Source organism: uncultured Planococcus sp., assembly GCF_947501725.1.
Taxonomy (GTDB): domain Bacteria; phylum Bacillota; class Bacilli; order Bacillales_A; family Planococcaceae; genus Planococcus; species Planococcus donghaensis_C.
In genome coordinates this window covers 1-21,855 of record NZ_CANMXD010000003.1, presented here as the reverse complement: position 1 = coordinate 21,855, position 21,855 = coordinate 1, and the positions used below count along the sequence as shown (strand labels likewise).

At 48.2% G+C, this 21,855-nt stretch carries 21 protein-coding genes; 20 read left to right on the top strand and 1 reads right to left on the bottom strand.

From position 1 onward, the window contains the following. Positions 1-67: 67 nt before the first annotated feature. From coaBC to Q0785_RS04645, 10 genes are read left to right on the top strand one after another with little or no spacing between them, the layout of a single operon-like run. Complete coding sequence (coaBC, locus tag Q0785_RS04690; RefSeq protein WP_298826247.1) at positions 68-1,273, top strand: bifunctional phosphopantothenoylcysteine decarboxylase/phosphopantothenate--cysteine ligase CoaBC; 1,206 nt, start codon at positions 68-70, stop codon at positions 1,271-1,273. Continuing rightward, positions 1,263-3,659: a primosomal protein N' gene (gene priA / locus Q0785_RS04685; protein ID WP_298826244.1), complete on the top strand. Its 2,397-nt coding sequence runs from the start codon at positions 1,263-1,265 to the stop codon at positions 3,657-3,659. Before coaBC ends, priA begins: the two co-directional genes overlap by 11 nt. Positions 3,660-3,678: 19 nt before the next feature. Then, on the top strand, positions 3,679-4,188 hold the full coding sequence (gene def / locus Q0785_RS04680; RefSeq protein WP_298826241.1) for a peptide deformylase: 510 nt from the start codon (positions 3,679-3,681) through the stop codon (positions 4,186-4,188). Continuing rightward, entirely contained in the window at positions 4,185-5,117 is a 933-nt protein-coding gene (fmt, locus tag Q0785_RS04675) for a methionyl-tRNA formyltransferase (protein WP_298826238.1), read from the top strand. The genes def and fmt overlap by 4 nt, the downstream gene beginning before the upstream one ends. Next, the gene (gene rsmB / locus Q0785_RS04670) at positions 5,114-6,466 is read left to right on the top strand and encodes a 16S rRNA (cytosine(967)-C(5))-methyltransferase RsmB (protein ID WP_298826235.1); all 1,353 of its coding nucleotides are present in this window, start codon (positions 5,114-5,116) and stop codon (positions 6,464-6,466) included. Before fmt ends, rsmB begins: the two co-directional genes overlap by 4 nt. 33 nt (positions 6,467-6,499) lie before the next feature. Continuing rightward, positions 6,500-7,249, top strand: coding sequence for a Stp1/IreP family PP2C-type Ser/Thr phosphatase (locus Q0785_RS04665; protein ID WP_298826232.1), 750 nt, complete (start codon positions 6,500-6,502; stop codon positions 7,247-7,249). 2 nt (positions 7,250-7,251) lie between these two features. Continuing rightward, positions 7,252-9,225 (top strand): Stk1 family PASTA domain-containing Ser/Thr kinase, encoded by a 1,974-nt coding sequence (pknB, locus tag Q0785_RS04660; protein ID WP_298826229.1) that lies wholly within the window; start codon positions 7,252-7,254, stop codon positions 9,223-9,225. A 25-nt stretch (positions 9,226-9,250) separates the two neighbouring features. Continuing rightward, positions 9,251-10,147 (top strand): ribosome small subunit-dependent GTPase A, encoded by an 897-nt coding sequence (gene rsgA, locus Q0785_RS04655; protein WP_298826227.1) that lies wholly within the window; start codon positions 9,251-9,253, stop codon positions 10,145-10,147. Further along, a complete protein-coding gene (rpe, locus tag Q0785_RS04650; protein ID WP_298826225.1) occupies positions 10,140-10,805 on the top strand; it encodes a ribulose-phosphate 3-epimerase in 666 nt (221 codons plus the stop codon). The genes rsgA and rpe overlap by 8 nt, the downstream gene beginning before the upstream one ends. Further along, positions 10,802-11,455 carry a thiamine diphosphokinase gene (locus Q0785_RS04645; protein WP_298826222.1) on the top strand — a complete coding sequence of 218 codons (654 nt, stop codon included), beginning with the start codon at positions 10,802-10,804 and terminating at the stop codon, positions 11,453-11,455. The genes rpe and Q0785_RS04645 overlap by 4 nt, the downstream gene beginning before the upstream one ends. 142 nt (positions 11,456-11,597) lie before the next feature. On the opposite strand, the gene rpmB is transcribed toward Q0785_RS04645, so the two are convergent. Further along, positions 11,598-11,786, bottom strand: a complete 189-nt coding sequence (gene rpmB, locus Q0785_RS04640) for a 50S ribosomal protein L28 (protein WP_049693306.1) — start codon at positions 11,784-11,786, stop codon at positions 11,598-11,600. 220 nt (positions 11,787-12,006) lie between these two features. Here rpmB and Q0785_RS04635 point away from each other — a divergent pair, with 220 nt between their 5' ends. The 10 genes from Q0785_RS04635 to Q0785_RS04590 all read left to right on the top strand — a co-directional run bounded on the left by Q0785_RS04635 (position 12,007) and on the right by Q0785_RS04590 (position 21,404). After that, positions 12,007-12,369 carry an Asp23/Gls24 family envelope stress response protein gene (locus Q0785_RS04635; RefSeq protein ID WP_146556566.1) on the top strand — a complete coding sequence of 121 codons (363 nt, stop codon included), beginning with the start codon at positions 12,007-12,009 and terminating at the stop codon, positions 12,367-12,369. 18 nt (positions 12,370-12,387) lie between these two features. Next, positions 12,388-14,040 (top strand): DAK2 domain-containing protein, encoded by a 1,653-nt coding sequence (locus Q0785_RS04630; RefSeq protein WP_298826188.1) that lies wholly within the window; start codon positions 12,388-12,390, stop codon positions 14,038-14,040. A 134-nt stretch (positions 14,041-14,174) separates the two neighbouring features. Beyond that, positions 14,175-14,837, top strand: a complete 663-nt coding sequence (sdaAB, locus tag Q0785_RS04625) for an L-serine ammonia-lyase, iron-sulfur-dependent subunit beta (protein WP_223633299.1) — start codon at positions 14,175-14,177, stop codon at positions 14,835-14,837. A gap of 17 nt (positions 14,838-14,854) precedes the next feature. After that, the gene (sdaAA, locus tag Q0785_RS04620; RefSeq protein ID WP_223633297.1) at positions 14,855-15,754 is read left to right on the top strand and encodes an L-serine ammonia-lyase, iron-sulfur-dependent, subunit alpha; all 900 of its coding nucleotides are present in this window, start codon (positions 14,855-14,857) and stop codon (positions 15,752-15,754) included. After that, on the top strand, positions 15,744-17,786 hold the full coding sequence (gene recG, locus Q0785_RS04615; protein ID WP_298826181.1) for an ATP-dependent DNA helicase RecG: 2,043 nt from the start codon (positions 15,744-15,746) through the stop codon (positions 17,784-17,786). The genes sdaAA and recG overlap by 11 nt, the downstream gene beginning before the upstream one ends. 90 nt (positions 17,787-17,876) lie before the next feature. Further along, positions 17,877-18,461 carry a transcription factor FapR gene (gene fapR / locus Q0785_RS04610; RefSeq protein WP_298826178.1) on the top strand — a complete coding sequence of 195 codons (585 nt, stop codon included), beginning with the start codon at positions 17,877-17,879 and terminating at the stop codon, positions 18,459-18,461. Next, complete coding sequence (plsX, locus tag Q0785_RS04605) at positions 18,458-19,456, top strand: phosphate acyltransferase PlsX (RefSeq protein ID WP_298826176.1); 999 nt, start codon at positions 18,458-18,460, stop codon at positions 19,454-19,456. Before fapR ends, plsX begins: the two co-directional genes overlap by 4 nt. After that, positions 19,446-20,384 (top strand): ACP S-malonyltransferase, encoded by a 939-nt coding sequence (gene fabD / locus Q0785_RS04600; RefSeq protein ID WP_298826174.1) that lies wholly within the window; start codon positions 19,446-19,448, stop codon positions 20,382-20,384. Before plsX ends, fabD begins: the two co-directional genes overlap by 11 nt. Continuing rightward, the gene (gene fabG, locus Q0785_RS04595; RefSeq protein ID WP_298826169.1) at positions 20,381-21,127 is read left to right on the top strand and encodes a 3-oxoacyl-[acyl-carrier-protein] reductase; all 747 of its coding nucleotides are present in this window, start codon (positions 20,381-20,383) and stop codon (positions 21,125-21,127) included. Before fabD ends, fabG begins: the two co-directional genes overlap by 4 nt. A 40-nt stretch (positions 21,128-21,167) precedes the next feature. Further along, on the top strand, positions 21,168-21,404 hold the full coding sequence (locus Q0785_RS04590; protein WP_223633286.1) for an acyl carrier protein: 237 nt from the start codon (positions 21,168-21,170) through the stop codon (positions 21,402-21,404). The last annotated feature ends 451 nt before the right edge of the window (positions 21,405-21,855 follow it).

Genomic DNA, 21,855 nt, shown 5'->3' with positions numbered 1-21,855 from the left:
TTGCAACAGACGACTCCCAGAGCAAACTTGTTCTTTGGGAGTTTGTTGTTTAGAAAGGGTGTTTGGATTGTTGGAGAATCGTAAAATCCTATTGTGTGTCAGTGGAGGAATTGCTGTCTATAAGGCGGTTGCACTTGTCAGCAAACTGTCGCAAGCCGGTGCTTCCGTAAAAGTGATCATGACCCGTTCGGCGCAGCAATTTGTGCAGCCGCTGACGTTTCAGGTCATGTCCAGAAACGATGTCTACACAGATACATTTGATGAAAAGGATTCTTCTGTCATTGCGCATATCGATCTCGCGGATTGGGCAGATCTGATCATCGTAGCTCCGGGGACCGCCAATGTCATCGGCAAATTGGCAAACGGCATCGGTGATGATATGGTCACAACGACGTTACTGGCAGCAACAGCCCCTATTTGGATTGCTCCGGCGATGAATGTCCATATGTATGACCATCCTGCGGTGAAACGCAATATCCAGCAGCTTCATGAAGACGGAATCCGCTTTATCGAGCCATCCGAAGGCTTTTTGGCCTGTGGATATGTCGGCAAAGGCCGCTTGGAAGAACCGGAAAAAATTACGGAGCTGGTCAAAGGGTTTTTTTCACGTGAACATAAATTGGCAGGCAAAAAAGTGGTTGTGACGGCAGGACCGACACGCGAGCGAATCGATCCAGTCCGGTTCCTGACGAATTTCTCAAGCGGAAAAATGGGGTATGCCATGGCTGGTGCCGCAGCGGAAATGGGCGCAGAAACAATTTTGATCAGCGGTCCTGTTTCATTGCCGGTACCGAGCGGTGTCACACGGATTTTAGTGGAAAGTGCAGAAGACATGCTTCAGGCAGTCGAAGCTCAATTTGATACGGCAAATTATGTCATTAAAACTGCGGCAGTAGCCGATTACAGACCCAAGACGGTTGCCGAGCAGAAAATGAAGAAACAGGAAGGCGGTTCGACTATCGTTCTCGAACGGACAGTCGACATCCTTCAGCATCTTGGCCAGCACAAGAAAAATCAGGTGTTGATCGGTTTTGCTGCTGAAACCAACAATGTTGGACAGTACGCCCAAGATAAATTGGAACGTAAGAACGCGGATTACATCATCGCCAATGATGTAACAGAAGCACAGGCAGGATTTGAATCGGATACAAACCGGGTGACGGTCTACGGCAAAAACGGTTTTGAAAGGGCTTTTGAAATGATGTCCAAACAACAACTGGCGCGCGAATTGCTTGAAATGATCACGGATAAGGAAGAGCCGCATGATAGCTGAAGTCATTGTGGACGTCGCCGCACATCCGATTGACCGCCCTTTTGATTATGCCATTCCAAAAGAAGTGGAAGTGTTGGCAGAGCCGGGGATGCGTGTGAAAGTGCCGTTTGGCAACCGCAAAGTGCTTGGATTCATCACCAAAATCAAACCATTTTCGGAGTTTGATCCGAAACGCCTGAAACCGATCCATGAACTCATGGACGTCGTGCCTGTATTGAATGAAGAGTTATTGAAAATGGCACAATGGATGAAAGAGCAGACAGTGTGCTTTGAAATCGACGCGCTGCAGGTCATGGTGCCGGCAGCATTGCGTGCAAAATACGAAAAACGCTTTGTGCTGAACGCACCGCTTGAAGAAATCGCTGCCCCCTTGCGTCCATATTTTGAAAAACGATCCTTTATTCGGCTGCAGGATGCAGTGGATGTCTACGGCTTGTTGAAGAAGGAAATGGAAAAAGGCACGATTCTTGCTGATACTGATATCCAGCAGCAGACTGCTGTGAAAAAAGTCCGTATGATCCATATCGCTGACAGCACCGAACAGTTGGAGGCGATTGAAATTCGAGCCAACGCCAAGCAGCAGTTCAAGCTGATGGAATTTTTCCTGGAAAATTCGGGCCGTTCAATCGAATCTTCGCAGCTTCAGAAAGAAGCAGCTGTATCACTGCCGACGATTTACAGTTTAGTGGAAAAAGGAGCGGCACAGATTTCCAATATGGAATCCTACCGGGATCCGCAATTGCTGACAGCGATTGAGCAAAAGTCCTCTCTGGAACTGACAGGAGCACAACAAATCGCTTTTGATTCGATTGAAAGCGCGCTGAACACACCGAAAACGTTCCTGTTGCATGGCATCACGGGCAGCGGAAAAACGGAAATCTACCTGCAGACGATCGATCAGGTGCTGAAGCAGGGCAAAGAAGCGATCATGCTGGTGCCGGAAATTTCGTTGACACCCCAAATGACCATTCGCTTTAAAGAGCGTTTTGGAGACCAGGTCGCGGTTCTCCACAGTGGATTATCGGCTGGCGAAAAATACGATGAATGGCGAAAAATCCAACGGGCAGAAGTGAAAGTCGTTGTCGGGGCCCGTTCGGCCATTTTTGCGCCGTTTCAGAACCTGGGATTGATCATCCTCGATGAAGAGCATGAATCGAGCTACAAACAGGACGACTCTCCTCGCTATCATGCCCGTGACATGGCTATTTGGCGCAGTGAGTACCATAATTGCCCGGTTATTCTGGGCAGCGCGACACCTTCGCTGGAGTCGTATGCACGTGCACAAAAAGGCGTCTATGAATTGTTGGTGCTGGAAAAACGGGCAAAAAACCAGCCTTTGCCAGAGGTTCATATCGTCGATATGCGGGAAGAGCTGCGAACCGGCAACCGCTCCATGTTTTCGCTGCAATTGGCGGAGGCTATCCGAGACCGCTTGGAGAAAAAACAGCAAACCGTTCTGTTCCTCAATAAACGGGGCTATTCGTCGTTTGTGCTATGCCGTGATTGCGGAACCGTCATGCAATGTCCGAACTGCGATATTTCCCTAACGTATCACCGGTCGAGTGAAACGATGAAATGCCATTATTGCGGCTACGATGAACGTGTACCGAAAACCTGTCCGGAATGTGAAAGTGAGCATATCCGGTTTTTCGGAACCGGTACACAGAAGGTCGAAGAAGAGCTGGCGAAAGTGGTGCCGGAAGCACGGGTTCTGCGGATGGATGTCGACACGACCCGCAATAAAGGCGCCCATGAGAAAATCCTTTCCGCTTTCGGTGAAGGAAAGGCAGATATCCTGCTGGGCACTCAAATGATCGCCAAAGGACTGGATTTTCCGAACATCACCTTAGTCGGCGTGCTGTCGGCGGATACGACCCTGCACTTGCCCGATTTCCGCGCAGCGGAAAAAACCTATCAGCTGCTGACACAAGTCAGCGGCAGGGCTGGAAGGGATATTCTCCCCGGCACAGTTTTTGTCCAGTCGTATACACCCGAACATTACGCCATTACGTTGGCAAAAGACCAATTGTATGAACCTTTCTATGAACAGGAAATGGCCATGCGCAGAGCAAGCGGCTACCCGCCGTATTATTACGTGGTCAACATCCAGTTTACCCATGAAGATTTGATGACAGTAGCGGAATATGCGGATCAAACGGTCCGTTACCTGAAGAATCACTTGTCTCCAAACACCTTGATCATCGGGCCTTCCGCCTCGCTGATCGCCCGTGTCAACAATAGATATCGCTATCAATGTTTGATAAAATACAAAAAAGAACCGAAACTGACCGATACCATGCAGCAATTGATCAAAATCCATCGGACGGAATGGCTGAAAAAAGGAGCCACGCTGTCGATTGATATGAATCCAACTTCGGTCATGTAACAGAAAAGAGGAAATGAATATGTCAATTCGAATGGTAATAAAGCACCCGAACGAAGTATTGGAGACGAAATGTCAGCCTGTCACGACTTTTGATAAGAACTTAGCGGTTCTTTTGGACGATATGCATGAAACGATGATTGAATCGGATGGCGTCGGCATTGCCGCACCTCAAGTGGGGGTGGCAGTCCGTGCCGCTATCGTGGATTTCCGTGAAGGCCAGGAGCCGATTGAAATGATCAATCCGGAATTGGTGCTGTTTGAAGGTGCAGAAACGGATATTGAAGGCTGCTTGAGCTTCCCGGGAATATTCGGCGAAGTAGAGCGCTATGACCATATCAAAATCAAAGCGCAGGAGCGCGACGGTTCTTGGTACGAGCTGGAAGCGGAAGGCTACGAAGCCCGCGCGATCCAGCATGAAATGGATCATTTGGATGGCATCCTGTTCACCAGCAAAATCACTAAATACGTCACGCAGGAAGAATTAGATGAAATGATCCGCCGGCAGGAAGAAGAGGAGGAACAGGTTTGACCAAAATCATATTCATGGGGACACCTGCCTTTTCGGCACCGATTCTGCGCATGCTCGTCGAAGAAGGCTACGAAGTCATCTCCGTCGTGACACAGCCGGATCGGCCTGTCGGACGCAAAAAAGTGATGACGGCGACACCGGTGAAAGAAGAGGCGATGCGTCTTGGATTGCCGGTGTACCAGCCGGAAAAACTGAAAAATCCGGAAGAACTTCAGCACGTACTCGATCTGGATGCAGATTTGATTGTCACAGCAGCTTTTGGTCAGATTTTGCCGAGCGAGTTGCTTGAAGCGCCCAAACTTGGTGCCATCAATGTCCACGCATCGCTGCTTCCGGCATACCGTGGAGGCGCACCGATCCATCAGGCCATTATGGACGGCCAAAAAGAAACCGGCGTCACGATCATGTATATGGTGGACCGTCTGGATGCAGGAGACATCATAACGCAGGTGACCGTGCCGATCGAAGAGCAGGATCACACGGGCAGCATGTTCGATAAATTGAGCGTTGCGGGGCGTGATCTTCTGAAGGAAACCTTGCCATCGATTATTGCGGGTACGAATGAACGCATTCCCCAGGACGAACAGAAAGTCACCTATGCGCGCAATATTTCACGTGAGCAGGAGCGGATCGATTGGTCGAAACCATCCGCAGCCATCTACAATCAGGTTCGCGGGCTCCATCCGTGGCCGGTCGCCTATACGACTTTCAATGGCGGCAATATGAAAATCTGGTGGACGGAGAAAAATTCGTCGACTGCAAGCGGCCAAGCAGGCCAAGTGGTCGGACTGACTGATGATTCCATATTGGTACAGACTGGCGAAGGCGTTTTGGCCATCACTGAACTGCAGCCTTCCGGGAAAAAACGCATGACAGCAAAAGAGTACTTAAAAGGACCTAAAATCCAGGCAGGAGATCTATTCGAATGAAAAACAAAAAACTTCAAGGCAATGTCCGCGACGCCGCATTCTCGATTCTGTGGGCAGTTGAAAACAAACAGGCCTACAGCAACCTATTGCTTCACCAAACCATCGAAAGCTATGGCATTGCAGCAAAAAACAGAGGCTTACTGACGGAAATCACATACGGCACGCTACAGCATCAAATGACACTGGATTACTACCTGGAACCGTATTTGAAAGGGAAAATCGAGCCATGGGTCAAAACCTTGCTGAGATTGTCCCTGTATCAAATCGTTTACCTTGACCGGATCCCGGCACATGCAGTCGTCCATGAAGCGGTGGAAATCGCTAAACGCCGTGGGCATGGCGGCGTCGCTTCTGTCGTCAACGGCGTGCTGCGTTCAGTGCAGCGCAATGGCGTCCGTTCGTTCAATACGATCAGCGATCCATATGAAAAAATTTCCATTGAAACGAGCCATCCGATTTGGATGATCAAACGCTGGGCAGAACAGTTCGGCTTGGAGAAAACACGTGAAATGGCGTTGGAAAACAACAAGACACCTTCGCAGACCGTGCGGGTCAATACGGCACGTGCAACTGTCGAAGAAGTGATTGAAATGCTCGAGTCCGAAGAGTTGGAAGCGGTACCGAGTAAATTGATTCCGGAATGTCTGATCGTCACAAATGGACAGCCTGCACGAACGGCGACATTCGAAAAAGGCTTTATCACGATACAGGATGAAAGCTCGATGCTGCCAGCATATGCACTGCAGGTCGAACCTGACATGACGGTGCTCGACATGTGTGCAGCACCGGGCGGGAAAACCACTCATATCGCTGAAAAGATGAACAATAGCGGGACGCTTTATGCACTTGACCTGCATCAGCATAAAGTGAAGCTGATTGATGAAACGGCCGAGCGTTTGGGCCATACGGTCATCGAAACTGTAGTGGGCGACGGCAAACAAAGCGTTGAGCGCTTCGGTGAAGAGAAATTCGACCGCATTCTTGTGGATGCACCTTGTAGTGGATTGGGTGTCATCAAGCGGAAACCCGATATCAAATATACGAAAAAAGAAGAGGATTTTGCACGTTTGCAGGAAATCCAAATTGAATTGCTGGACCAGGCAGCCCGTTTATTGAAAGAAGATGGCATTCTTGTCTACAGTACCTGCACAGTGGATGCAGTCGAAAACAGAGGCACGGCTGAACGGTTCTTGAAAGAGCATCCTGAAATGGAAAAAATTCAGGCGGCTTTGCCGGCGGCCATGGGCATCAAACATACAGGATTTGTCCAGGTATTCCCACAGGATTACGGAAGCGATGGCTTTTTCATTGCGGCTTTCAAAAAGACCCAAAAGACAGCAACTGCTTAAAGCAGGAAAAGATTAGAATCGGGGTGTCATGAATTGTTTCAGTATGTGGTTGAAAGTGATACAGGCAAAATTCGTGAAGTGAATGAAGACAGCGTAGCCGTACTAAAACGTCCGAACGGACTCATCCTCGCTATAGTGGCGGATGGGATGGGTGGACACAAAGCTGGAGATGTCGCCAGCAGAATGACTGTCGACCAACTGAGCAGCTATTTTTTGGAAGACGGGGAAGAGGCATTTTCAACACGCGATCACAAGAAAAAATGGCTTTCCGACCGCGTACAGATGATTAACCGCTCGGTGTATGACCACTCGGTGGAGAATCTGGAATGCAAAGGTATGGGAACCACGCTGATTGCTGCATTGATTGAGGGCAATGAAGGCATTTTATGCCATATCGGCGACAGCCGTGCCTACCTAATCAATGAATCGATCGAACAGATTACTCGGGATCATTCCTATGTCAATGTGTTGGTGGACAGCGGGGAAATCAGCCAGGAAGAAGCCGAAGAACATCCGAAGAAAAACTGGATCGTCCGGGCGCTTGGCACTGAAGCTGAGATCGAAAGGGAAATGATTGATTTCTCATTCGGTGAAGCTGCGTACCTCTTGATTTGTTCAGATGGCTTAAGCAATAAGATTTCGAAAGAAGAACTTGCCTCCATCGTCCGATCTGCAGTTCCCTTGTCCCAAAAAGGGCAGGAACTGGTAACCTTGGCCAATGATCTTGGGGGAGAAGATAATATTTCATTGATTCTTCTGTCCTCTGTGGATGAGGAGGTATAAACATGCTGATCGGTAAAAGCATCAATGGCCGCTATAAAATCAAAGAGTTGATCGGCGGCGGCGGAATGTCCAATGTGTATTTGGCACATGATATGATTTTGGATCGGGACATCGCCATCAAAATCCTCCGTTATGATTTTTCAAATGAAGAAGAGCTGCGGAGGCGTTTCCAAAGAGAGGCTCTGTCCACCACCAGCTTGGCGCATCCGAACATCGTCAATATTTTTGATGTGGGCGAAGATGGTTCAGTGCATTACTTGGTGATGGAATATGTTCCAGGAAAAACCTTGAAGGATTACATAATCGACCATTCACCTGTATCCCCTGAACGGGCTGTCGAGATTATGAAGCAATTGGCATCGGCATTGGCACATGCCCACCATAACCAGATTGTCCACCGGGACATCAAGCCGCAGAATATTTTGATGGATGCGGAAGGCAATGTGAAAATTTCCGATTTCGGTATTGCAATGGCTTTAAGTGCAACATCCTATACCCAGACGAATTCCGTGCTGGGAACTGTCCATTATTTATCGCCAGAGCAGGCGCGGGGCGGTACCGCCAATAAAAAATCCGATATCTATTCACTCGGAATCGTCATGTACGAATTGATTACAGGGAAACTGCCGTTTTCCGGCGAGTCGGCGGTATCGATTGCCTTGAAGCATCTTCAGACGGAAACCCCTTCTTTGCGGGACACAGTACCCGATCTGCCGCAAAGCCTTGAAAATGTCGTCTTGAAAGCGACTGCAAAAAATATACAGCATCGCTACCAGTCCGCAGATGAAATGGAAGAAGATCTTGCTACCGTTTTATTGCCGGAACGGTTGAATGAACCGAAATTCACGGTTCCTGTTGACCAGGACGAGACGCGGGCTATGCCGGCAATTAAAGACCCCGCGGCTTATACCAGCGTGGCAGATACAAAAACGATGCCATTGCCGTTGAATGAAATGAAAAAAGAACAGCCAGCTCCTGAAAAAAAGAAGAAAAAGAAATGGCCTTGGATTTTGGGCGTGTTAGCTTTCCTGCTGATTGGCGGATTGGTTCTGGCAATCGCTTTTCCTGGCCTGTTTGAACCGAGGCAAGTCGCTGTACCGGATGTTTCAGAGATGGAGCATAACGAAGCGGTGGAAGAATTGCAGGCCGCCGGCTTTATTGCCGGTGAAGAAACCGATGAATATTCGGAAGAAGTAGAAGCAAATCACATTATCCGAACAATTCCGGAAGCCGGCAAAATGCGGGACCGTGAAACAGAAGTGCAATTGTTCGTCAGTATGGGGAAAGAAAGAGCAGAAATGGCCGATTTTGTCGGAGATACGCTCGAAGAGGCCACAGAAGCTTTGAAAGATGAGAATTTCGCATCGGTGGAACCGACAGAAGAATTTTCTGAAGAACCGGTGGGAACCATCCTAAACCAGGAACCGGCAGCTGGAGAAGAAGTGATCGTCAGTGAAACGGATGTGGAATTTATTGTGAGCAAAGGGAGAGACATGCGCAATGTGGAGGATTTAGCCGGGTTCACTGAAGAGAACCTTAATGAATATGCCCGTTCTTCCGGCTTTAATATCCGCATTGTCTCAGAACAGGCGTCGGATGAAGTCGAGGCCGGCCGAGTCATGTCACAGACCCCTGCTGCAGGCGAACAACTGGAAGCCCGCAGCACAATTGAAGTGGTCCTGTCATCAGGCGAGGCAGAACAGCCGATGAAGACCTACATCCATACAGTGGAGATTCCTTATGAACCGGCTGAACCTGCGGCAGAAGGCGAAGAGCCGGTTGAGCAAACCGTCCAGGTTTATATTCAGGACAATACCCAGACCATGGTGGAGCCGTTTGAGGAGTTTACAATAACTGAGGATCAGTCCCATCGCATTGAATTGCAGATAGCTGAAGGTGAAAGTGCCTCTTATCGGATAGTCCGTGATTCGACCGTGATACTCGAAGAGACTTTTGAATACTCGAACGTCGAATAAAAACAGCAGCGAAAGGAATGAAAAGATGCCGAAAGGTCAAATCAGAAAAGCATTGAGCGGATTTTATTATGTATTGGATGAAGATGGTGAACGTTACATTCAATGCCGTGGGCGCGGAGTTTTCCGGAATCGCCAAATTACACCTTTGGTCGGGGATTACGTCGATTATAAAGCCGATAATGACCTGGAAGGAACGATCCTGCACGTCTATGAACGGAAGAACGAATTGGTGCGTCCGCCAATTACGAATGTTGATCAGGCAATTCTGGTATTTTCAGCCAAGCAGCCTGATTTTCATCCCTTGTTATTGGATCGATTTTTAACGGCGATCGAATCTAATTCGATTCAACCGATCATCTGTCTGACAAAAATGGATCTATTGGAAGAGTCGGAGAAAGAAAAAATTCAACACTATATAGAAGATTATGAAAAAATCGGTTACGAAGTGATTCCGACTTTCATTGATGATCCAGCTTTAAAAGACCGTCTGATGCCAGTTCTTGAAGGCAAAATCAGTGTGTTGGCAGGCCAATCCGGAGTCGGCAAGTCGACTTTGCTGAATACCATCCTGCCGTCATTGGAGCTGAAGACGGACGATATCTCCAAAGCGTTGAACCGAGGCAAGCATACGACGCGGCATGTGGAACTGATTGCCGTGAACGCCGGCTTGTTGGCCGACACGCCAGGCTTCAGTTCGTTTGACTTTGAAACGATGGAGCGGGAAGAACTTTCCGCCTGTTTTCCGGAATTCGCTTCACGCTCCAATGCCTGCAAATTCCGTGAGTGCCTGCATATGAATGAACCGAAATGCGCCATCAAAGCTGCCGTCGAGGCAAAAGAAATACCGGATTACCGTTACAAGCATTACCTGAAATTTCTAGAAGAAATCATGAGCCGAAAGCCGAGGTATTCAAATGATTAAAATTGCACCGTCTATTTTAGCAGCAGATTTCGCGAAACTTGGAGAAGAAGTTTTAGAAGTGGAGAAAGCAGGAGCGGATTGGATCCATGTCGATGTCATGGACGGCCATTTCGTGCCGAATATTTCATTCGGGCCGATTGTCTTAAATGCGATCCGGCCATTAACCAAATTGCCGATGGATGTCCATCTGATGATCGAAAACCCGGATCAATACATTGAAGAGTTTGCAAAAGCCGGCGCTGACTTCATCACCGTCCATGTAGAGGCCTGCCCTCATTTGCACCGGACCATCCAATTGATCCGGTCGCTTGGTGTCAAGCCGGGTGTCGTCTTGAACCCGCATACACCGATCGAAACGATTCAGCATGTACTTGAAGATATCGATCTGGTCCTGTTCATGACCGTTAATCCAGGCTTCGGCGGACAAAAATTCATCCATTCGGTTGTACCGAAAGTGAAACAACTGTCTGACATCATCAAGGAGAAGGGCCTGTCCATCGAAATTGAAATTGATGGCGGCATCAATGAAGAAACTATCATACCGTGTGCAGAAGCGGGAGCGACCGTCTTTGTAGCAGGTTCAGCCATCTACAGTAAAAAAGACCGGACGCAAGCGCTCCAGGCAATCAGGAAAGCAGGAGAAGAGGCGATTTCGTGAACGTCATTCTAATCGCAGGAGGTCCGGCAGGTGAACTGCCGGATTTCTCTTTTTTTCCGGAAGCCCTCTATATCGGAATCGATTCCGGGACGCTCGTCCTGTTGGAAAAAGGGATTCATCCAACGGCAGCGGTCGGTGATTTCGACTCGGTGACAGCTGAAGATTATGAGAAGATACTGGCGATATTTCCTGAAATGGCACGCTCCCCCTCAGAAAAAGAACAGTCCGATACAGAGCTGGGGCTTGAGGTGGCGATGTCACATCAGCCGGATCAGGTCATATTGGCCGGAGTGACAGGTGGGCGGCTGGACCATTATATGAGCGCTTTGCATATCGTGTATCAGTACCAGCAGGAATATCCCGCCACCCGTTTTGTCCTGTTGAATAACCAGAACCGCATCCGTTTCCTGAGTCCAGGCACGCATGCCGTTAAAAAGGATCCGCATTACCGCTACGTATCCTTTTATCCTTTTGCTGAAGAGATAAAAGGGTTGACCTTGACTGGATTTAAATACCCTGTCACAAATGAAGCCATCCCTTTCGGTACGACACGCTTTGTCAGCAATGAGCTTCTGGGAAGTGGAAGTGTGGCCATTCAAAGCGGCCAGTGCCTCATGGTGGAAAGTTCAGACGCTCAAAAGCTTCCTTAGAGTAAATAAAAACAGGCAACGAGAAGATGAATCTTTTCGTTGCCTGTTTCTATTTTAGTTGAATCAACCTGTGCATGTTCTTCTTTAGGCAACGAAAAAATGCCGGGCTGATTAGATCAGCGCCGGCATTATCGATGAGCGATTATACGCGCTCAACTTTTCCTGATTTCATTGCTCTTGCAGAAACCCATACACGTTTCGGCTTGCCGTCTACAAGGATGCGAACTTTTTGAAGGTTTGCTCCCCATGTACGTTTTGTCGAATTCATTGCGTGCGAACGGGCATTTCCCGCACGAGCTTTACGTCCACTAATTGCACATACTTTAGGCATGTAAGTCCCTCCTCACAAGTGAAGCTGAAAATTATAATAGAATTCCAGTTCGTTTTTCGTTTCACATACTTTAATAATTTACCACAGACATATTGGGTTTGCAACTATATTTGGAGGTGTTTAAAGAAAAAAACCTTTACACCCCCAAACGGCGGCTTTTCTTCTATAAAGGTTTAAGGTAGAATGAAAAGAGTGAAATAGGACTCAAGGAGGAATTTCAATGTCGATTGAATTAAAGAACGAATATGGTCAAATCGATATTTCCAATGATGTAATTGCTCAAATAGCAGGCGGTGCCGCAATTGAATGCTATGGTATTGTAGGTATGGCAACGAAACATCAAATACGCGACGGCCTGACAGATATCCTTCGCAAAGAAAACTTCGCCAAAGGAGTTCTTGTGCGCCAGGAAGATGAAGATTTGGTTGTAGACATGTATGTCATCATCAGCTATGGAACGAAAATTTCCGAAGTGGCTTATCAAGTCCAGTCCAAAGTAAAATACACGATTAACAAAACGTTGGGTATGTCAGTTAAAGCGGTAAACATTTTTGTCCAGGGAGTTCGTGTAACGAACCCGTAGGAGGAGGAAGAAACGGTTATGAAGTCATTAAACGGAGTGAAGTTCGCGGAAATGGTACAGATGGGGTCCCATCATCTTTTTCAAAATGCGGATTATGTAGATGCACTAAATGTTTTCCCGGTCCCTGATGGTGATACGGGAACAAATATGAATTTATCGATGACTTCTGGAGCGAAAGAAACAACCGCTCAAGCAGAAGAGCATATCGGCAAGACGGCGAGCGCTCTTTCCAAAGGGCTGTTGATGGGGGCACGCGGAAATTCGGGCGTTATTCTTTCACAGCTATTCAGAGGCTTCGGCAAATACATCGCGTCAGAGCCGGAATTGACAGCGCTTAAGTTTGCAGAAGCTCTACAGCATGGTGTCGAAACAGCTTATAAAGCGGTCATGAAACCGGTTGAAGGGACAATCTTGACAGTCGCAAAAGATGCAGCTGCCAAAGGCATGGAAGCGTCAAAAACGGAAGAGGACATCATCGTTTGGTTCGAAGCTGTCGTCACAGAAGCAAAAGCTTCTTTGGAGCGGACGCCAGATCTTTTGCCTGTCCTAAAAGAAGTGGGTGTCGTCGACAGTGGTGGACAAGGCCTTGTTTATGTCTATGAAGGTTTTCTGGCTTCATTGAAAGGTGAAGAGCTTCCAGAGAAACACGCACACAATTCAATGACGGATCTGGTCAGTGCAGAACATCACAAGAACATCGCCAGTTTTATGGATACGGCCGATATTGAATTCGGTTATTGCACGGAGTTCATGGTGAAGTTCGAAGATGGCAAAAAAGAGTTTAACGAAGCTTTATTCCGTTCTGATTTGAGTGAGTATGGGGATTCGTTGCTGGTCATCGCGGACGACGAGATTGCGAAGATCCATATCCATTCGGAAGAGCCAGGAAAAGTGCTTACATATGGCCAGGACTACGGAAGCTTGATCAGCATGAAAATAGAAAATATGCGCCAGCAGCATATCGATATTGTCGGCGAAGACTTCCAAAAAAATGCGCCAAAACAAGAAGCCGTGCACCCTTATGCCGTCGTGACGGTTGCAATGGGCGAAGGAATCGCTGAATTGCTTCGCAGCATCGGCGCATCGTATGTCATCGAAGGCGGACAGACCATGAACCCTTCGACGGAAGATATCGTCAATGCGGTCAAGTCGATCGGTGCGGAACGTGTACTGATTTTGCCGAACAATAAAAACATCATCATGGCTGCAGAACAGGCAGCTGAACTTTTGGATATCGAAGCGGCTGTTGTGCCGACGAAAGATGTGCCCCAAGGCATGTCAGCATTGCTGGCTTTTAATCCTGGCGCATCCGTGGAGGACAATCAAAGTGCCATGGCGAGTGCTTCAAAACACGTGAAGTCAGGTTCAGTGACATTTGCGGTCCGTGATACATCAATCGATGGAGTCGGCATCAAAAAAGATGACTTCATGGGTATTTCCGAAGGCAAGATCGTTGTCTCTGACAGCAGCCTGGAACGAGTTACAGAAGAGCTGGCTAGAAAACTAGTGGACAGTGAAGCCGAAATCGTGACGATCCTGTTTGGAGAAGACGTTACAGAGGCGGATGCTGAAAAACTGGGTGAATTCATCGAATCGCTCAACAGCGAAGTTGAAGTCGAAATCCATAACGGCAAGCAGCCTTTGTATCCATTTATACTTGCTGTAGAATAGTTTTTATCCTCAAATGAACAGTCTGAAATTACAGTTGAGGCGCATACGAATGTATGCGCTTTTTTATTTTTGTTTAATATGCCGAAATCATGTAAACTATTGGTATACGTAACCGAAAGTGAGGGGTTTGAGCCATGAAGTTCAAATCTGTTTTTGATATAATCGGTCCAGTCATGATCGGACCATCTTCTTCGCATACTGCGGGAGCAGCCCGCATCGGAAGAGTAGCGAGGGATTTATTTGGTAGACAGCCGGAATGGGCAAGAGTACATCTTTATGGTTCATTCGCGGAGACTTATAAAGGGCATAGCACGGATGTCGCCATCATTGGAGGCTTATTAGATTACGATACCTTTGATGAACGCATCAAAACCTCGTTTGAGGAAGCGCAAAAAGCAGGGATGTCCTATGAATTCATTCCTGAAACGGGGCATGTCGACCATCCGAATACAGCGCGCATCGTCATTGGGGACCAAGAATCCGAGATGTCGATGATGGGCATTTCGATTGGCGGCGGAAAAATCGAAATTACAGAGCTGAATGGTTTCCCGCTTCGCCTGTCGGGTAATCACCCGGCCATTCTCGTCGTCCATGAAGACCGTTCAGGCTGCATCGCGAATGTCGCGAACTGCCTATACAAATATGATATCAATATCGGACATATGGAAGTGTCCCGCAAAGAAAAAGGACATATGGCGCTGATGGTCATCGAAGTGGACCAAAATGTGGATAAAGAAGTGATGGATGAATTGACGGAACTTCCGAATATCACGCAGGTGACAAGAATCGCCGATTAAACTGGAGGGTTATAACAATGGAAGCTTTATTCCGTAATGTTAGAGAATTGGTTGAACGGGCTGAAAAAGAGCAGAAGCTGATTTCAGAAATCATGATAGAGCAGGAAATGCTCATGACGGACCGTTCGCGTGAAGATATCATGATTCAGATGGACCGGAATTTGACGGTCATGGAAGAGGCTGTGGAAAAAGGACTGAAAGGTGTACATTCAGTTTCCGGTCTGACAGGCGGCGATGCCGTGCTGTTGCAGGCTTATCGTGAAAAAGGCAATACACTGTCCGGAGATCTGTTGATTGACGCAGTCAGCAAAGCGGTGGCGACTAATGAAGTCAACGCAGCAATGGGCACCATCTGTGCGACACCGACAGCAGGATCTGCTGGAGTTGTGCCAGGCACATTATTTGCTGTGCAGAATAAATTGAATCCGACAAGAGAGCAAATGATCCGTTATCTATTCACGGCAGGAGCTTTCGGGTTCGTTGTGGCAAATAACGCATCGATTTCAGGAGCTGCCGGCGGTTGCCAGGCAGAAGTGGGTTCAGCTGCAGGAATGGCGTCAGCAGCTATTATTGAAATGGCCGGCGGCACACCGCAGCAAAGTTCGGAAGCATTTGCAATTACGATGAAGAATATGCTTGGCCTGGTCTGCGATCCAGTGGCGGGATTAGTGGAAGTGCCATGTGTGAAGCGCAATGCGATGGGAGCAGCCAATGCAGTAGTGGCTGCGGACATGGCGTTAGCCGGTGTCACCAGCCGCATCCCGTGTGACGAAGTCATCGGTGCGATGTTTGAAATCGGCCAATCCATGCCGAGTGCGTTGAGGGAAACCGCAAAAGGCGGACTTGCCGCAACTCCTACCGGAAAATGGCTCGAGTCCAAAATTTTCGGGGGAGCAGTTGTCGGAAGTGGGCAGTAGAGATTCTGTCGCCACATTAAAAGGGGTAGGCAAGCAAGCCGCAGAAACCTTGCAGGAAATGAAAATCGAAACCATCCATGACTTGATCATGACATTTCCGTATCGCCATGAAGACTTTCAACTGAAAGATTTGGCGGACACGCCTCATAATGAACGCGTTACCGTGGAGGGAAGGGTTGAAAGCGAGCCTTCCGTCCTTTTTTTAGGCAAGAAAAAATCACGAACTCAAGTTCGTGTATTGGTAGGCCGCCATCTGGTCAAAGCGATCTTCTTCAACCAGCCTTATGTAAAAGCCAAATTGCATTTGGGTGAAATCATCACTTTAACCGGAAAATGGGACCGCGGACGTCAAGTGATTACCGTATCCAGCCATTCCATCGGTCCGCGTACCGATGGAGCGGATTTTGAACCCGTCTACAGCCTGAAAGGCAGCATCCATCAAAAAACTTTCCGTAAACTGATGCGGCAGGCACTTGATCTTGCGAAAGAAGATATAGAAGATTGCCTGCCGACAAGTTTCGTTGAAGCCTATCAACTGGCTCCGATTCAAGATGCCTTGGAATGGGTTCACTTTCCTCCGGACGGTGAAGCGGTCAAACAAGCACGCCGGCGTTTTGTCTATGAAGAATTGTTGATGTTTCAGTTGAAGATGCAGGCGCTGCGCAAAAAAAACCGTGAGGAAGAAGGCGGCTCTTTCATCGACTATGACCTGAATCGCTTGAAGGCTTTCATTGAAGATCTGCCTTTCGATTTGACAGCGGCGCAAAAACGTGTGGTCAATGAAATCTGTAAAGACATGAAAGAGCCGTTCCGCATGAACCGCCTGCTGCAAGGGGATGTAGGTTCCGGTAAAACGGTGGTGGCGGCAATTGCGTTATACGCAGCCCACACCGCGGGACTTCAGGGCGCCTTAATGGCACCGACTGAAATACTGGCTGAACAGCATGCTAATACATTGGAACAGTGGTTCCGGCCATTTTCCTTGAATATCGCGCTGTTGACAGGTTCTGTTAAAGGGAAAAGGCGGCAATTGATCCTCCAGCAGTTGGCTGCTGGAGAAATTGACCTGTTGATCGGCACCCATGCGTTGATCCAACCCGAAGTGCAGTTCCATAAACTGGGGCTCGTCATTACGGACGAGCAGCATCGTTTTGGGGTGGATCAACGGCGTGTGCTGAAAGACAAGGGCTATAATCCCGACGTGCTGTTTATGACGGCGACGCCGATTCCACGGACCTTGGCGATTTCTGCCTTCGGGGAAATGGACGTGTCCGTCATCGATGAGATGCCGGTTGGCCGGAAAGAAATTGAAACCTACTGGATGAAAAAAGATATGTTCGGAAAAATTGTCGGCCGTATGGAAAAAGAGTTGTCGGCTGGACGGCAAGCTTACGTCATCTGTCCGCTGATAGAAGAATCGGATAAACTCGATTATCAGAACGCAGTGGACCTATTTCAGCAGCTTGCAATGTATTTCAAGGATCGGTTTACGGTCGGTTTGATGCATGGCCGTCTGCATTCAGATGAAAAAGAACAGACGATGCGTGAGTTCACAGAAGGCAAGATCGATGTATTGGTGTCAACGACGGTTGTAGAGGTCGGCGTCAACGTGCCGAATGCTTCGTTTATGCTGATCTATGATGCTGAGCGTTTTGGCTTGTCCCAGTTGCACCAGTTGCGGGGACGTGTCGGACGGGGCAGCGAACAGTCCTATTGTGTGCTGCTGGCGGATCCGAAAACAGAAATTGGAAAAGAGCGGATGACCACCATGACCGAAACCAATGACGGTTTCGTGCTGGCGGAGAAGGATCTGCAGCTGAGAGGCCCGGGTGACTTTTTCGGCCGTAAGCAAAGCGGAATCCCGGAATTTAAAATGGCTGATTTGGTCCATGATTACCGGGCGCTTGAAACAGCCAGGAAAGACGCTGAGAAATTGATCGGCAGCGAAGAATTCTGGCATGCTGAAGAAATGCGTTGTCTGCGGCAGCAAATAGAGCAATCAGGTGTATTGTCCGGTGGCAGATTGGATTAAGGATGCAGGGATCATGATTTTCCTTGCATTCTTTTTTTGTTATTTATATACTGATGTTAGTACCAAGTGCTAATAGCGGGCGGTGACATAGTGAGAAGACCTAAAAAACAACGGCAACAGGCGTTGAAAGACTCTATAAAAGATAATCCATTTGTGACGGATGAAGAACTGTCGGTGGAATTTGATGTCAGTGTTCAGACGATCCGCTTAGATCGGATGGAGCTTGCCATTCCGGAATTGCGGGAACGCATCAAACACGTAGCCGTGAAGACATTTGAAGATGAAGTAAAATCTTTGCCGATCGATGAAGTGATCGGAGAGATTATCGATATTGAACTGGATAACAAAGCGATTTCAATTTTCGATGTAAAACCGGAGCATGTTTTTCAGCGCAATCAGATTGCCAGAGGCCATCATTTATTTGCACAAGCCAATTCTTTGGCAGTAGCTGTGATGAATGAGGAGTTAGCACTTACCGTGAAATCGGAGCTGCAGTTTCTGCGTCCGGTAACAGCAGGACAGCGTGTTGTTGCAAAAGCGGAAGTGATCGAGAGCCAGCCTGAAAAAAACAGGGCGTTTGTGAAAGTGGTATCTTCTGTCGAACAACAGACGGTTTTTATCGGCACATTTGAAATGTACCGAATGACAGAGCAAAGTGAAGGTGACGAAAAATGAAAATAGCTGTAGATGCAATGGGGGGAGACAACGCCCCAAAGGAAATCATCGCAGGGGTCTATAAAGCTTTGGAGGAATTTTCGGATATCGAAATCCAACTTTTTGGCCATCAGGAGAAGATGCAGGAATTCCTGAAGGAACATGAACGCCTGACAATCGTCCATTGTGAAGAAGTGATTGAATCGGAAGATGATCCTGTCCGTTCAGTGAAACGGAAAAAAGACGCTTCCATGGTTCGTATGGCACAGTCGGTAAAAGATGGCCAAGCAGATGCCTGTGTTTCTGCAGGCAACACAGGAGCGCTTATGTCAGCAGGTCTGTTCATCGTAGGCCGCATTGAAGGCGTGGACCGGCCGGCACTTGCTCCAACATTGCCGACCATCGACGGAAAAGGATTCGTCATGCTGGATATGGGCGCCAATGCAGAAGCACGGCCGGAACATCTTGTGCAATATGCCGTCATGGGAAGCATCTATGCTGAGAAAGTCCGCGGCATACAAAATCCGACAGTCGGTTTACTGAATATCGGAACAGAAGAGAAAAAAGGCAATGATTTGACGAAAGCTGCTTTTCCTTTATTGAAAGAAGCGCCGGTCAATTTTATCGGCAACGTGGAATCGCGTGATTTGCTGAACGGCGTGGCGGATGTAGTGGTCACCGACGGTTTTACCGGAAATATGGTGTTGAAGACGATTGAAGGCACGGCAATGAATGTCTTTTCGATGATCAAAGATGTCTTCATGACTTCTGCCAAGACAAAAGTGGCGGCTTTCCTGGTCAAAGACAATATCAAGGGCCTGAAAGGCATGCTGGATTACAGCGAATATGGCGGCGCAGGACTGTTCGGCTTGAAGGCGCCTGTCATCAAAGCGCATGGTTCGTCAAATGCTACGGCCTTATTCAATGCCATACGCCAAACACGCACGATGGTGGAGTTCGATGTAACGGGCACAATCTACAGTACGTTGAAAAAGGAGACATTACATGAAGACTAAAATTGCATTTATTTATCCCGGACAAGGATCGCAGACAGTCGGAATGGGCGAAAGCTTTTTGGCGGATGACACGAGCCGCAATTTTTTCGAAAGTGCAGATCAGGCGCTTGATCTTAAATTGTCCAAGCTGATGCTTGAAGGGCCACAGGAAGAATTGACACTGACATATCATGCCCAACCGGCTTTGTTGACCGTCAGTTCGATGATTACGGAACGGCTGATCCGCGCGGGCATCAGACCCGATTATACAGCTGGGCACAGCCTTGGTGAGTACAGCGCATTAGTGACTTCAAATGTGATGGAATTTCCGATGGCGGTCAATATTGTACATAAACGCGGTTTGTTCATGAATACCGCTTTTCCGGCTGGAGAAGGAACGATGGCAGCCATTTTGGGAATGGAAAGTGATGAGCTGGAGAAAGTGACGAACGAAGTCACGGACACAACAAGTGTCGTTCAGTTGGCCAATCTAAACTGTCCCGGGCAAATCGTCATTTCCGGAACAAAAGCAGGAGTGGAGCAAGCCTGTCTGGTTGCTAAAGAGCGCGGTGCTAAACGGGCAATTCCGCTTGATGTCAGCGGACCATTCCATTCTGAATTGATGCGTTCAGCGTCTCAGGATTTAGCGAAAGAATTAAGTAATTCTTTTCTGTTGGATGCGAAAGTGCCGGTGGTCTCGAATGTCACCGCAAAAGCGGAAACCAACGCTACTCAAATCCAGGATCTTCTTGTTCGACAATTGTATTCACCGGTACTGTGGGAACAGTCAGTCCGCGAAATGATTGATCTTGGTGTCACGGTATTCATTGAAATCGGTCCAGGAAAAGTGTTAAGCGGCCTGGTGAAAAAAATTGATCGCTCAGTGAAAACTTTGCCGGTCTATGACTTGGAGTCATTTGAAAAAGCGGTAGAGGAGTTGGCGAAATGAGTAAACTGACAGGGAAAACAGCCATCATTACAGGAGCATCACGCGGAATCGGAGCGGAAATCGCCCGTAAATTTGCAGCTGACGGCGCCAAAGTGGTCGTCAATTACAGCGGCAGCCAGGAAAAAGCAGAGGCGGTTGTTGCCGAAATCCAGGGAAATGGCGGAGAAGCGATTGCGGTCAAAGCCAATGTTTCGGATGCTGAGTCCGTCAAAGCAATGGTCGATGAAACGATGAAAACTTTCGGATCAGTGGATATTTTGGTGAACAACGCCGGAATCACCCGTGATAATCTCATGATGCGGATGAAAGACGATGAATGGGACGATGTCATCAATACCAATTTAAAAGGCGTTTTTGTCTGTACAAAAGCAGTAACGCGCCAAATGATGAAACAACGAGCTGGACGGATCATCAATATCGCATCCATCGTAGGCGTCATGGGCAATGCAGGGCAGGCAAACTACGTCGCGTCTAAAGCTGGAGTCATCGGTTTGACTAAGACCACAGCACGCGAATTGGCGACTCGGGGCATTACGGCAAATGCTGTAGCGCCTGGATTCATTACAACGGATATGACGGACCAGTTGACTGAAGAAGTCCAAAAAGCTATGCTGGGTCAAATTCCGTTGGGACGTTTCGGAGCTCCTGAAGATGTTGCGAAAGCAGCGCTCTTCCTGGCTTCTGACGATGCGTCCTATATGACGGGCCAAACACTCCATCTGGATGGCGGCATGGTCATGTAAGAAAGTTTTTTGTATACTGATTTGAGGGGAGGTGACGACATTGTCAACAGTATTAGAGAGAGTAACTAAAGTAATCGTGGATCGTCTAGGTGTAGAAGAGAGCGAAGTGAAACTTGAAGCTTCATTTACCGGTGACCTAGGTGCAGATTCATTGGACGTAGTGGAATTGGTTATGGAACTTGAAGATGAATTCGATATGGAAATTTCTGACGAAGACGCTGAGAACATGGCTACAGTAGGCGACGCAGTAACGTATATCGAGAAGAAACAGGCATAAGCAAGAAAAGCTGAAGCGCCCATGTAGCTCTGCCGGGCATAAGACAGACCGGCGAAGCGGCGTTCTTTGCCGCACAGCCGGGTTGGCTTATGACCCAAAGAGCTGGGCGCTGAAGCTAGACACCAAGAAAAGTGGAAGTGCCTGTTCAGCTCTGACAGGTGTAAGGCGCGCTGGCGAAGCGGCGTTTCTTCAGCCGTACAGCCAGAGTGACTTACATCCCGAAGAGCTAGGCACTGCAACTGGACAGCAAGAAAAGCGGAAGCGATCGTTAAGACCCGACAGGCATAAGGCGCGTTGACGAAGCGGCGTGTTTTTGCCGCATAGTCGACGTGACTTATGACCCCGAGGGTCTGATCGGTGAAGCTGGACATCACGAAAAGCGGAAGCGATCGTTAAGACCCGACAGGCATAAGGCGCGTTGACGAAGCGGCGTGTTTTTGCCGCATAGTCG

Bases quoted from the DNA above. Each gene is read 5' to 3' on its own strand.
- priA (WP_298826244.1), top strand. From the start codon at position 1,263: ATGATAGCTGAAGTCATTGTGGACGTCGCCGCACATCCGATTGACCGC.
- def (WP_298826241.1), top strand. From the start codon at position 3,679: ATGTCAATTCGAATGGTAATAAAGCACCCGAACGAAGTATTGGAGACG.
- rsmB (WP_298826235.1), top strand. From the start codon at position 5,114: ATGAAAAACAAAAAACTTCAAGGCAATGTCCGCGACGCCGCATTCTCG.
- pknB (WP_298826229.1), top strand. From the start codon at position 7,252: ATGCTGATCGGTAAAAGCATCAATGGCCGCTATAAAATCAAAGAGTTG.
- rsgA (WP_298826227.1), top strand. From the start codon at position 9,251: ATGCCGAAAGGTCAAATCAGAAAAGCATTGAGCGGATTTTATTATGTA.
- rpe (WP_298826225.1), top strand. From the start codon at position 10,140: ATGATTAAAATTGCACCGTCTATTTTAGCAGCAGATTTCGCGAAACTT.
- rpmB (WP_049693306.1), bottom strand. From the start codon at position 11,786: ATGCCTAAAGTATGTGCAATTAGTGGACGTAAAGCTCGTGCGGGAAAT.
- Q0785_RS04635 (WP_146556566.1), top strand. From the start codon at position 12,007: ATGTCGATTGAATTAAAGAACGAATATGGTCAAATCGATATTTCCAAT.
- Q0785_RS04630 (WP_298826188.1), top strand. From the start codon at position 12,388: ATGAAGTCATTAAACGGAGTGAAGTTCGCGGAAATGGTACAGATGGGG.
- sdaAB (WP_223633299.1), top strand. From the start codon at position 14,175: ATGAAGTTCAAATCTGTTTTTGATATAATCGGTCCAGTCATGATCGGA.
- sdaAA (WP_223633297.1), top strand. From the start codon at position 14,855: ATGGAAGCTTTATTCCGTAATGTTAGAGAATTGGTTGAACGGGCTGAA.
- plsX (WP_298826176.1), top strand. From the start codon at position 18,458: ATGAAAATAGCTGTAGATGCAATGGGGGGAGACAACGCCCCAAAGGAA.
- fabD (WP_298826174.1), top strand. From the start codon at position 19,446: ATGAAGACTAAAATTGCATTTATTTATCCCGGACAAGGATCGCAGACA.
- fabG (WP_298826169.1), top strand. From the start codon at position 20,381: ATGAGTAAACTGACAGGGAAAACAGCCATCATTACAGGAGCATCACGC.